General features: G+C 48.5%; 13 protein-coding genes. 7 read left to right on the forward strand and 6 right to left on the reverse strand.

Translation table 11 applies throughout. The features are described from left to right. Positions 1–306 precede the first annotated feature (306 nt). From trpD to HMPREF3066_RS10020, 5 genes are all read right to left on the reverse strand, one after another. Positions 307–1,341, reverse strand: coding sequence for an anthranilate phosphoribosyltransferase (gene trpD, locus HMPREF3066_RS10000; RefSeq protein ID WP_039405010.1), 1,035 nt, complete (start codon positions 1,339–1,341; stop codon positions 307–309). 67 nt (positions 1,342–1,408) lie between these two features. Further along, positions 1,409–1,999, reverse strand: coding sequence for an aminodeoxychorismate/anthranilate synthase component II (locus HMPREF3066_RS10005; protein ID WP_045075185.1), 591 nt, complete (start codon positions 1,997–1,999; stop codon positions 1,409–1,411). A 14-nt stretch (positions 2,000–2,013) separates the two neighbouring features. After that, complete coding sequence (locus HMPREF3066_RS10010) at positions 2,014–2,349, reverse strand: hypothetical protein (protein WP_003767144.1); 336 nt, start codon at positions 2,347–2,349, stop codon at positions 2,014–2,016. A 150-nt stretch (positions 2,350–2,499) separates the two neighbouring features. Next, positions 2,500–2,961: a DUF4124 domain-containing protein gene (locus tag HMPREF3066_RS10015; RefSeq protein ID WP_049226244.1), complete on the reverse strand. Its 462-nt coding sequence runs from the start codon at positions 2,959–2,961 to the stop codon at positions 2,500–2,502. A 22-nt stretch (positions 2,962–2,983) separates the two neighbouring features. After that, the gene (locus HMPREF3066_RS10020) at positions 2,984–3,178 is read right to left on the reverse strand and encodes a hypothetical protein (protein ID WP_039405018.1); all 195 of its coding nucleotides are present in this window, start codon (positions 3,176–3,178) and stop codon (positions 2,984–2,986) included. Between the two features lie 98 nt (positions 3,179–3,276). Here HMPREF3066_RS10020 and HMPREF3066_RS10025 point away from each other — a divergent pair, with 98 nt between their 5' ends. Further along, positions 3,277–4,905 carry an ABC-F family ATPase gene (locus tag HMPREF3066_RS10025; RefSeq protein ID WP_039405020.1) on the forward strand — a complete coding sequence of 543 codons (1,629 nt, stop codon included), beginning with the start codon at positions 3,277–3,279 and terminating at the stop codon, positions 4,903–4,905. A gap of 327 nt (positions 4,906–5,232) precedes the next feature. Here HMPREF3066_RS10025 and HMPREF3066_RS10030 read toward each other — a convergent pair whose 3' ends face one another. Beyond that, a complete protein-coding gene (locus tag HMPREF3066_RS10030) occupies positions 5,233–5,814 on the reverse strand; it encodes a superoxide dismutase (RefSeq protein ID WP_070442642.1) in 582 nt (193 codons plus the stop codon). 167 nt (positions 5,815–5,981) lie between these two features. Between HMPREF3066_RS10030 and dnaB the strand changes: the two genes are divergently transcribed. From dnaB to HMPREF3066_RS10060, 6 genes are all read left to right on the forward strand, one after another. Next, a complete protein-coding gene (gene dnaB / locus HMPREF3066_RS10035) occupies positions 5,982–7,388 on the forward strand; it encodes a replicative DNA helicase (RefSeq protein WP_049226246.1) in 1,407 nt (468 codons plus the stop codon). Positions 7,389–7,544: 156 nt separating this feature from the next. Further along, complete coding sequence (locus HMPREF3066_RS10040) at positions 7,545–8,237, forward strand: GspH/FimT family pseudopilin (protein WP_045075174.1); 693 nt, start codon at positions 7,545–7,547, stop codon at positions 8,235–8,237. 12 nt (positions 8,238–8,249) lie between these two features. Then, positions 8,250–8,927 (forward strand): type IV pilus modification protein PilV, encoded by a 678-nt coding sequence (gene pilV, locus HMPREF3066_RS10045; protein WP_210385716.1) that lies wholly within the window; start codon positions 8,250–8,252, stop codon positions 8,925–8,927. Next, on the forward strand, positions 8,927–9,901 hold the full coding sequence (locus HMPREF3066_RS10050) for a PilW family protein (RefSeq protein WP_049226248.1): 975 nt from the start codon (positions 8,927–8,929) through the stop codon (positions 9,899–9,901). The genes pilV and HMPREF3066_RS10050 overlap by 1 nt, the downstream gene beginning before the upstream one ends. Beyond that, positions 9,880–10,479 carry a pilus assembly PilX family protein gene (locus HMPREF3066_RS10055; RefSeq protein ID WP_070442645.1) on the forward strand — a complete coding sequence of 200 codons (600 nt, stop codon included), beginning with the start codon at positions 9,880–9,882 and terminating at the stop codon, positions 10,477–10,479. Before HMPREF3066_RS10050 ends, HMPREF3066_RS10055 begins: the two co-directional genes overlap by 22 nt. Before the next feature lie 17 nt (positions 10,480–10,496). Further along, positions 10,497–10,979, forward strand: coding sequence for a PilX family type IV pilin (locus HMPREF3066_RS10060; protein ID WP_070442647.1), 483 nt, complete (start codon positions 10,497–10,499; stop codon positions 10,977–10,979). The last annotated feature ends 27 nt before the right edge of the window (positions 10,980–11,006 follow it).

Here is an 11,006-nt window from a genome sequence, read left to right on the forward strand (position 1 = left end):
CGTACTGGTTTAAAGTTAATCCACTATATAAAGCACGCAAAACGCCCCGACTCAATCATCCGGTCTGTTTTTTTATTTCACTATATAACAAACCGCCCCCGCCTTCAATGCAACCACATTCCCAATTATCATTAAAATCCGATAGTTAAATCTGATTTAAGAGGATATGGGTCGTCTGAAAAAACGGTTTCAGACGATTTGAAGGAAGCATCAACATAAATAAACGCCTTATCAATATCCGAATATTCGAGAGTTGCTATAAAAAATCGTCTGAAAACTGGCTTCCCGTTTTCAGACGACCTTTGCTTACTCTTTGGCAAATTGCTGCGTAAAGCGGACAAATTCTTCTTTTTTCGCTTTTGCCTTGCCTGAATCGATGGCTGCTTCGGCGGCTTTGACACCGTCCGCCAACGAAGGCACGACATTGCCGGCATAGAGCGCGGCGGCGGCGTTGAGCAGGACGATGTCGCGTGCCGCGCCATGTTTGCCGCTCAACACTTCATCCATTTTTTCCAAAGACTCTTGCGCGTTGGCGACTTTGATTTCGTCCAAATCGCGGCGGATTTCGATACCGAAATCGGCGGGGCTGATGTCGTATTCGCGGATTTCTCCGTCTTTCAGCTCGGCAACGCGGGTTTTGCCCGTCAGCGTGATTTCGTCCAAACCGCCTTCGCCGCACACGACCAAAACGTGTTTGGAACCAAGCTGTTTCAATACGCGCGACAGGATGCCGCATAAATCAATGTGGAACACGCCCAAGAGCTGGTTTGGCGCGCCGGCAGGGTTGGTCAGCGGTCCCAAGATATTGAAAATACTTCTAAACCCGAGTGAACGGCGCACGGGCGCGACGTGGCGCATCGCGCTGTGGTGGTTTTGGGCGAACATAAAGCCCAAGCCTGTTTGACGGATGCTTTCGGCGACTTGCTCAGGCGTAATGTTCAATACCGCGCCCATCTGCTCCATCACGTCCGCCGCGCCGCTGGACGAGGAAACGGAGCGCCCGCCGTGTTTGGCAACTTTCGCGCCTGCCGCCGCCGCGACAAACATCGAAGTCGTCGAAATATTGAAGGTTTTTGCACCGTCCCCGCCCGTGCCGACAATATCGACGAGGTCGTCTGAATTTTCCAGTGGCACTTTGGCGGCAAATTCGCGCATGACGGCGGCGGCGGCGGTGATTTCCGATACGGTCTCGACTTTAATCCGCAATCCGGTCAAGATGGCGGCGATTTGTTCGGGCGGCACCTGTCCGCTCATAATCTGGCGCATCAGGTCGGTCATTTCGTCGTAAAACAATTCGTTGTTGCTGATTAAGCGTTCGATGGCTTGTTGCGGTGTAATCATGGTTCAATCCTTTTTACGGGTATTTTTACGTCAAACGTCGTCTGAAAGTTTTCAGACGACGTTTGGTTTAAGCAGCGGACGCTTGGAAGTCTTTAAATTCTTCCAAAAAGTTTTTCAACATATCGTGTCCGTGTTCGGTCAACAGGGCTTCGGGGTGGAACTGCACGCCTTCAATGGCGTATTCCTTGTGCCGCACGCCCATGATTTCCTGATCCTCCGTCCATGCGGTTACTTCCAAGCAATCGGGCAGCGTATCGCGGGCGATGACAAGGCTGTGATAACGCGTGCAGGTAATGGGATCGGGCAAATCTTTAAACATGCCTTTGTTCAAATGGAACACGGGCGAAACTTTTCCATGCATCAGCGTTTTTGCCCGCACCACATCCCCGCCGAACGCTTCGCCTATCGTCTGATGCCCGAGGCACACGCCCATAATCGGCAGCTTACCGGCGAAATGGCGCATGGCAGCGACCGAAATGCCCGCCTCTTTCGGCGAACAAGGACCCGGCCCGATAACGAGATATTGCGGTTTCAAAGCTTCGATTTCTTCGAGCGTAATATCGTCGTTGCGGCGGACGACGACTTCCTGACCGAGTTCGGCAAAATATTGGACGATGTTGTAGGTGAAACTGTCATAGTTATCAATAAACAAAAGCATGGGGGTACGGCCTTTTAGGGTTGTTTGACGGCGGCGATGTTTTCGGGCGAATTGATAAACGCCCACATCTGCTCTTCGGTTCGGAAAACGCCGTTACGGACAATATAATGCAGCGGATGCTTAATCAGCGCATCTGCTTTGCGGACAAAAACACGCATATTGCTGCTGTTTGCCGCCATTTCCAACACTTTGGCGGCAAAAGCGGGGCGGTGCAACTTGTCGTGCATCAGCGGATGACGGGCGATGTATTCGTTCAGAGGCTTGCCGCTGCTGTGGAAATCCGTGTGCAGCGGGTCGAGGAATACAATAAAAAAAGGCATCTTGCCCAAATAATCGTCTGCATCGTTCATAAGCGTTTCGGACGGAATATTTATATCGACATAATAGCACAGTTAACCGCGATACTCGGAAAGCTGCGCCTGCCCCTCCGATTGAAAGGTCGTCTGAAAATAAACGAAACGGTTTTTCAGACGACCTTTTTATTGACATCTTTTTCTCTATCAATACTCGGGCATCATCTCACCTTCACCACCCATACTGTTTGCCGCATTAACCCGTTCCTGCGCGGCTTTCACTTGATTCTCCAAACCTTTAATCCGTTCTTGATAGCGGGCGTAGTTTCGCTCGTTGCCATAACGGACCTGTTTGCCCTCTTCCAGATTTTTCTGTGCCTGAGCCAATTCGTTTTGCGCTGAAGATGAGCCGGGTATTGCGCTGGCTGGTGGAGGTGGCATTTGTTCGGATGGAGCTTTTCCTGAAGCAGCGTTTGCTGATGCCGAGTGTGCGGACGGTGCGGCGGAGGTATAAACCGAAGGTCTGCCGATATTGCCCGGTTTGCAGTTTTTGCCGCCGGTCTGCGTATAGGTTTTACGCCCTGATTTGTCGATACATTCAAATACGGGGGATGCCGTTGCTACGACGGAAAATGCGAGCAGTAATGTGCTTAAAATCAATTTATTCATTCTTATACCTTTCATCAAATCATCAAAACCATATCCACCATGCCACCAAAGCAATGATCATCACCAAATTCGCAATAATAATCGGCTTCCATTGCCGAGGTGCGTGGCGTAATTCTGCGCCTGAACGTGTGCGGCGGATGTAGAAAAACGGACTGAGCAGCATGGATGCGGCGCACAACAGAATAATCACGGCGTAATAGATTTTTTCGGTTTCCATTTCCTCCGCCCCGTTTCAGACGACCTATACAAAATATGCTACAATCGCCGGCGATTATAACACCCTGTTTATCTATATTTATAAAGGTTTTACCAATAATGATTTCTACCAACGGCATTACCATGCAGTTCGGCGCGAAGCCGCTGTTTGAAAACGTATCCGTCAAGTTCGGCGAAGGCAACCGCTACGGCTTGATCGGCGCGAACGGTTCGGGCAAATCCACCTTCATGAAAATCCTCGGCGGCGATTTGGAACAGACTGCGGGCGAAGTCGCGATTGAAAACGGCGTGCGGCTGGGTAAATTGCGCCAAGACCAGTTTGCCTACGAAGACATGCGCGTGCTGGACGTGGTGATGATGGGGCATACCGAAATGTGGGCGGCGATGACCGAACGCGACGCGATTTACGCCAACCCCGAAGCCACCGAAGACGACTACATGAAAGCCGCCGAACTGGAAGCCAAGTTCGCCGAATACGACGGCTACACCGCCGAAGCGCGCGCCGCCGAACTGTTGAGCGGCGTGGGCATTTCCGAAGATTTGCACAATGCGACCATGGCGGAAGTCGCCCCTGGCTTCAAGCTGCGCGTATTGCTGGCACAAGCCCTGTTCTCCAAACCCGATGTTCTCTTGCTTGACGAGCCGACCAACAACTTGGACATCAACACCATCCGCTGGCTGGAAGGCGTGTTGAACCAATACGACTCCACCATGATTATCATCTCGCACGACCGTCACTTCTTGAACGAAGTTTGCACCCACATGGCGGATTTGGACTACAACACCATCACCATCTACCCGGGCAACTACGACGACTACATGCTCGCTTCCGCTCAATCACGCGAACGCGCCCTGAAAGACAACGCCAAGGCAAAAGAGAAACTGCAAGAGCTGCAAGAGTTCGTCGCCCGCTTCTCCGCCAACAAATCCAAAGCCCGTCAGGCAACCAGTCGTCTGAAACAGGCTGACAAAATCAAAGCCGAGATGGTCGAAGTCAAACCTTCTACCCGCCAAAACCCTTATATCCGCTTTGAAGCCGATGAAAAAGCCAAGCTGCACCGTCAGGCGGTGGAAGTCGAAAATTTGGCCAAACGCTTTGAAACCCAGTTGTTTAAAAACCTGAGCTTCATCCTCGAAGCCGGCCAGCGACTCGCCATCATCGGTCCCAACGGCGCAGGTAAATCCACCCTGCTGAAACTCCTCGCCGGTGCGTTCAACCCCGAATATTCAGACGGCCTCACCCCCGACGCAGGCACCATCAAATGGGCGGAAAAAGCCAACGTCGGCTATTATCCGCAAGACCATGAAAACGACTTCGATGTCGATATGAACCTGAGCGAATGGATGCGCCAATGGGGGCAGGAAGGCGACGACGAACAGGTCATCCGCGGCACTTTGGGGCGTTTGCTCTTCGGCAGCAACGACGTGGTGAAAAAAGTGCAGGTTCTCTCCGGCGGCGAAAAAGGCCGTATGCTCTACGGCAAACTTCTGCTGTTGAAACCCAATGTACTGATTATGGACGAACCCACCAACCACATGGACATGGAAAGCATCGAATCGCTGAACATGGCGCTGGAAAAATACAACGGCACGCTGATTTTCGTATCGCACGACCGCCAGTTCGTCTCCTCGCTCGCCACCCAGATTATCGAGCTGGACGGCAAGGGCGGCTACGAACACTATCTGGGCGATTACGAAAGCTATCTGGAGAAAAAAGGCTTGGCTTAATCACGCCGTTTTAATCAATGTCTGAAACATCAACGTCGTCTGAAAGACTGTATCTTTCAGACGACGTTTATTTTTTAAAATCCGTTTATAAAGTGTTTAAACAAATTGCATCTACTTCGGTTGCCTATGATGGAAATAAGCGGGCATATATCGTGTTACCAAACTTGCGCTGCCATTCATCTTATTGCCAGAAACTAATCCAAGTTTCTGAAGTTTCAGCCATTTCCAATATTTCTAAAATATCGGGGAAATCATAAGCAACAACAAAAGGTCGCCTGAAAACCCAAATCCAAGTTTTCAGACGACCTTTTCATATCAACCGATTATTTAAGCAGCAAAGCGTTTGGCGACTTCGTCCCAGTTGACGATTTCCCAGAAACCTTTCAGGTAGTTGGGGCGGCTGTTGCGGTAGTCGATGTAGTAGGCGTGTTCCCATACGTCACAGGTCAGCAGCGGAGTGTTTTCAGTGGTCAGCGGAGTTGTCGCGTTGGAAGTGGAAACCAAATCCAATTCGCCGGCAGGGGTTTTCACCAGCCATGCCCAACCGGAACCGAAAGTACCTGCCGCGCAAGCGGAGAATGCTTCTTGGAACTTCTCGAAGCTGCCCCATTTGGCGTCGATGGCGGCGGCCAGTTCGCCGGAAGGGTTGCCTTGACCTTTAGGCGTGAAACCCAGCCAGTAGAAGGTATGGTTCCAAGTTTGCGCTGCGTTGTTGAACACGCCGCCTGAAGATTTTTTTACAATCTCTTCCAAAGGCAGGTTTTCAAATTCGGTACCTTTGATTTGATTGTTCAGATTGGTGATGTAGGTTTGATGGTGTTTGCCGTAGTGGAACTCCAAAGTCTCTTTGCTCAGATGTGGGGACAATGCGTCCAGTTCATAAGGCAGTTGTGGCAGCTTATGTTCCATTTTAGTGCTCCTAAATTATTTTATATGATTGTATTTTGGTAGTGTCCGCTGCTCGGGATAAACCGGACAGCATCGTTATTTTACCTGCTTTAAATCAGGAAAACCAATTAAACTTGCGCTGCGCTATAATAGCAGATTCCAATTTCCATTCATTTAGGATTGCCGCCATGAACGATTATCCCGATATGTCGTCTGAAGACCGCGAAGTCAGCGCGTTGTCGCTGCCGCCGCATTCTATGGAGGCGGAGCAATCCGTTTTGGGCGGTCTTTTGCTCGAGAATTCGGCTTGGGACAGAATCGCCGATGTGGTTACCGGTGAAGACTTCTACCGACACGAACACCGCCTGATTTTCCGCGCCATCGCCAATCTGATTAACGAAAGTCGTCCTGCCGACGTGATTACCGTTCAGGAGAGTTTGGAGCGTAACGAAGAACTAGAGGCGGCGGGCGGGTTCAATTATCTGATTACCTTGGCGCAAAACACGCCGTCTGCTGCGAATATCCGCCGCTATGCCGAAATCGTGCGCGAGCGTTCTATCATGCGCCAGCTTGCCGAAGTCGGTACCGAAATTGCCCGTAGTGCCTACAATCCGCAAGGCAGGGATGCGGGGCAGCTTTTGGATGAAGCGGAAAACAAGGTATTCCAAATTGCGGAAAGTACGGCTAAATCCAAACAAGGTTTTCTCGAAATGCCTGCGCTTTTGAAGGAAGTAGTCGAGCGCATCGACATGCTTTATTCACGCGATAATCCGGATGAAGTTACCGGTGTGTCAACAGGGTTTATCGACTTGGATAAAAAAACCTCAGGTCTCCAGCCCGGTGATTTGATTATTGTGGCAGGTCGTCCCTCTATGGGTAAAACTGCCTTTTCCATCAATATCGCGGAACATGTTGCCGTAGAGGGCAAGCTGCCTGTCGCCGTATTTTCGATGGAGATGGGCGGCGCGCAACTGGTGATGCGTATGCTGGGTTCGGTGGGCAGGCTTGATCAGAGCGTCTTGAAAACAGGCAGATTGGAAGATGAACACTGGGGTCGTCTGAACGAAGCAGTAGTCAAGCTTTCCGATGCGCCTATGTATATTGACGAAACACCGGGCTTGACCGCGCTCGAATTGCGCGCCCGCGCCCGTCGTCTTGCGCGCCAGTTCAACGGAAAATTGGGCTTAATCGTGATTGACTACCTGCAATTGATGGCAGGTTCAGGCCGCTCGGACAACCGCGCCTCAGAACTCGGCGAAATTTCGCGCTCCCTCAAAGCCTTGGCGAAGGAGTTGCAAGTTCCTGTTATTGCTTTGTCGCAGTTGAGCCGTACCGTAGAGCAGCGTACCGACAAGCGCCCAATGATGTCCGACTTGCGGGAATCCGGTGCCATCGAGCAGGACGCCGACCTGATTATGTTTATGTACCGCGACGAATACTATAACCAAGAATCGCCCATGAAAGGCATCGCAGAATGTATTATCGGCAAACACCGTAACGGTCCCGTCGGGAAAGTATTCCTTACTTGGATGGGGCAATTTACCAAATTCGATAATGCAGCCTACATACCCGAATCCGCATTGATGGAAGATTGAGACAAATCAGCCTGAAAACCAAGCAAATTTCATATTTTATTAGGCAATCCATCCCAATATCGTTTAAAATGAACCAAACCGCATAATTCCGGCGATAAAAATATTCTAAGCCGGATGATAAAACACATTACTTAACTCCAGACGTTTTTACCACTCATGTACGCACAACAAAAAGGTTTTACCTTAATCGAATTGTTGGTCGTGATCGCTATTACCGCCATCATGGCCACTATCGCCCTTCCCAATATGAGCGAATGGATTGCCTCCCGCCGCGCTGCCAGTCAGGCAGAGCAGGTGGCAAACCTCTTGCGCTTCGCGCGAGCCGAAGCAGTCCGCCTCAATCTCCCTGTCTATGTCTGTCCCGTAAAAGTTAGAAAACACGGCCTGGCTGACGGCAAATGCGACAGCAGCCAAAAAAGCAGCGGCCTGCTCGCCTATGCCGATAAAAACCGAGACAAAGCCTATGAGAATGACACAAGCGATATTTCTCTGCGCTCCATAGTCCTCAACGGTACCGACCCTGCCAAAGTTTCCCATACATTCCAACACGTCGCATTTGGAAAAGATAATGCCGATGACGGTGAGGCCGTATTTTGGTCATTTATGCCCAACGGCACATTCGGCTATACCGCCTCTAAAACAATCGATAAATCAACAACTTTCAAATACGCCGATGGTTATATCAAGATTAGTATGACTGATAAAGCCGCAACGACCGAAGAAACCAAAAAATCCCGCGCCAGTATCGTCCTTATCGACAGCAGCGGTCGCGTCGAAATCTGCGCCAAATCAGATTCGCGACCCCTTTGCCAATATTCAGAATCTCAAAGTCCCGAACCCAAAAAATAAAAATACCATCCTATGAAATACATAACATTACATACAAAAGGTCGTCTGAAAACGAGTAAAGCAAGTTTCGCCAAAACCCGTTATTCAGATTTTTCCAAACCAAACCAAGCAGGTATGACTTTAATTGAAGTCTTGGTCGCCATGTTCGTCCTCGCAATCGGCGTACTCGCCCTGCTCGCCATCCAGTTGCGTACCGTTTCCAGCGTACGCGAAGCGGAAGGGCAAACTATCGTATCCCAACTCACTCAAAACTTAGTTGAAGGTATGCTGATTAATCCAAGGCTGGAAGAATGCACTCGTAACAATGGTCAGCGTGGATTTTGTAAAACATACATTGATTATTACATTACTGCCGGCTCTAGTGATAATCCCAAAAACGAAAAATTAGATCCCACAACCAGCATGAGCAAAAAAAGTTTAGCAAAAGCACAGATCGCACAATTCGATCAAGCCTTGCGTGCTGCTTTACCTGAATCCGAATTTCATTATGAAATCTGCCGAGACAGTTCTAATGAAGAGCCTACTTACGATGGATCATTTAATTCTCATTGTGACAAAAAGGCAGATGCTGATACTGTTATTAAAGTGTTATGGCTTAAAGATGCAGAAAGCGATAAAGCGGCAAGTGGCATTAAAAAATCCGAAGACTCTATTGTTTACACCTACCAAGTACGCGTAAGGGAAAGATAATGAATAATAAAAACCGCCCACACATTCCGGTCAAAACAGGTATGCAGGGCTTCAGCCTGATTGAATTCCTTGTGGCAAGCGCATTAAGCATGATAGTCCTGCTGGCCGTCAGCTCAGGCTATTTTACCGCCCGAAGCCTAAACACCGCTGCAACCTCCCGTCTAAACGTCCAACAGGATTTGCGTAATGCATCCAACCAAATCGTGCGTGATGCCCGTATGGCTGGTAACTTTGGCTGTTTCAATATGTCAGGCTTCGATGACCAAGTCGTTATTCAAGATTTCGGTTCCGCAGATTTATTCAAACTCAAGGGTACTGGATCAATACTTCCCGCTGTCAGAGAAACAGACTCTTTAGGCTTAAAGGACTTTACACCGAGTGGAAAAGCACTGATTTTCCAATACGGCATAGATGCCCAAGATCCGCCTGCAGAAACTGCAGTTGCCAGCAATTGTACTAACATTACCAAGCCAGGAACGAAAATCACCGATGGTAAAGCAGCTTTAAAGTCAGATAGTTCCCAAGCAGGCAATATCTCAATCATGAAACATGAGGTAAATGCTTACGCTGTTGGTACAGTAGATGGGCAAGAAGGTTTGTACCGTTTCCAACTGGCTGACAACGGTACATGGAGTAATCCGCAGTTGCTGATTAAGGGAATAAAAAATATGGACATCCATTACTTTTATACTGAAGAATGCCCTGAGACCTTTGAAGGAAGTGAAGCCGCATCAGCCCCTACCCCCACCACTGCTGGAAATGCACAAAATCAGGGAACAAGTCAGGAAAAAGACGAAAAATTCAAATATACTAAAGAATTTTCCAATAAAGAAACACCTGCCTCCATCGAGATCCTGTTGAACGGAGGTAACAGTATCAATGTAGGCAAAAACAATGATAAAAATGAAGTCCAAATCTATCGAATTAACGCGACTGTACGCGGAGGAAACAAATGCGCAGACCGATTACTTTAAACCATCCTGCTAAAGCCTCTGCACAAACAGGCTTCGCATTATTCATTGTCCTGATGATCATGATCGTCATCGCCTTGCTCGTCGTTACCGCAACCCAGTCCTATAATACCGAGCAGCGTATCAGTACAAATGACGCCGACCATAAATTTGCTACCACACTTGCGGAAGCAGCATTGCGTGAAGGTGAGAACCACATTTATGAAATCGAAGACGGTAAAAAACCATTTACTGATGATTGTGCTGATGGTCTATGTAAAGCGGCGCAGGTTAGTAAAAATACCTACGCGACTGCAGCAGGAACAATTACTGTCAACGGTACTTCAAGCGTTGAGGCATGGATTCGAGAGGATGATAAGTGCTTTAATTCTGAAAATAGAAAGAAAACAAAATGCATTGATGTGAATGGAATAAAATATCCAGGTGTAAATAGTGGTGCGAAAAAAGATGCGCGTTATATCATCGAATACCTAAGCACCAATCCTACCGACAACCGTACCATTTACCGCGTTACCGCCAAAGCATGGGGAAAAAACGAAAATACGGTGGTTATACTACAATCTTATGTGGCCAACGAATAAAATAAATAGATAAAATCATGAATACGTCTATCACTAAATCTCAAGGGTTTACGCTGGTTGAGATGCTGATTGTTGTTGCCATTATTGGCATCCTCAGTACCATCGCTTACCCTTCCTATATCCGATACATCGAACGTGGCTACCAATCCCAAGCACATACGGAACTGCTTGCTATTAACAATGCCTTAAAAACCGAATTAGTCAAAAATCCTACCCTTAAAATAAAAGATGAAATTGAGGGAGATACGGGATTGGTTAAGACCTACAAAGCTGCGCCCGAGGTCGCTGCCAAATACGACTTCAGCGGTGAAATGAAAAATAAGGACGCTAAAAATAGCAGGGCTTATTATCTTTTTGCCACTCCAAAAACCGGTACTGATTACAAACTTTCCGTTTGGATGGATAGTTTGGGCAATGCCTATAAATGTACTGATGCAGAATCGGCTAAAGCCAAGTTAACAAGCAAAAACGGCAATACAGGCTGTGAACAGGTAGGTTGAGACCTTTGCAAAAAAGCCTTTCCCCCA

This window comes from Neisseria sp. HMSC03D10 (assembly GCF_001807625.1).
GTDB classification, from domain to species: Bacteria; Pseudomonadota; Gammaproteobacteria; order Burkholderiales; family Neisseriaceae; genus Neisseria; species Neisseria mucosa.

Excerpts from the sequence above, each read along its gene's own strand:
- trpD (WP_039405010.1), bottom strand. The coding sequence starts at position 1,341 with ATGATTACACCGCAACAAGCCATCGAACGCTTAATCAGCAACAACGAA.
- HMPREF3066_RS10005 (WP_045075185.1), bottom strand. The coding sequence starts at position 1,999 with ATGCTTTTGTTTATTGATAACTATGACAGTTTCACCTACAACATCGTC.
- HMPREF3066_RS10010 (WP_003767144.1), bottom strand. The coding sequence starts at position 2,349 with ATGAACGATGCAGACGATTATTTGGGCAAGATGCCTTTTTTTATTGTA.
- HMPREF3066_RS10015 (WP_049226244.1), bottom strand. The coding sequence starts at position 2,961 with ATGAATAAATTGATTTTAAGCACATTACTGCTCGCATTTTCCGTCGTA.
- HMPREF3066_RS10020 (WP_039405018.1), bottom strand. The coding sequence starts at position 3,178 with ATGGAAACCGAAAAAATCTATTACGCCGTGATTATTCTGTTGTGCGCC.
- HMPREF3066_RS10025 (WP_039405020.1), top strand. The coding sequence starts at position 3,277 with ATGATTTCTACCAACGGCATTACCATGCAGTTCGGCGCGAAGCCGCTG.
- HMPREF3066_RS10030 (WP_070442642.1), bottom strand. The coding sequence starts at position 5,814 with ATGGAACATAAGCTGCCACAACTGCCTTATGAACTGGACGCATTGTCC.
- dnaB (WP_049226246.1), top strand. The coding sequence starts at position 5,982 with ATGAACGATTATCCCGATATGTCGTCTGAAGACCGCGAAGTCAGCGCG.
- HMPREF3066_RS10040 (WP_045075174.1), top strand. The coding sequence starts at position 7,545 with ATGTACGCACAACAAAAAGGTTTTACCTTAATCGAATTGTTGGTCGTG.
- pilV (WP_210385716.1), top strand. The coding sequence starts at position 8,250 with ATGAAATACATAACATTACATACAAAAGGTCGTCTGAAAACGAGTAAA.
- HMPREF3066_RS10050 (WP_049226248.1), top strand. The coding sequence starts at position 8,927 with ATGAATAATAAAAACCGCCCACACATTCCGGTCAAAACAGGTATGCAG.
- HMPREF3066_RS10055 (WP_070442645.1), top strand. The coding sequence starts at position 9,880 with ATGCGCAGACCGATTACTTTAAACCATCCTGCTAAAGCCTCTGCACAA.
- HMPREF3066_RS10060 (WP_070442647.1), top strand. The coding sequence starts at position 10,497 with ATGAATACGTCTATCACTAAATCTCAAGGGTTTACGCTGGTTGAGATG.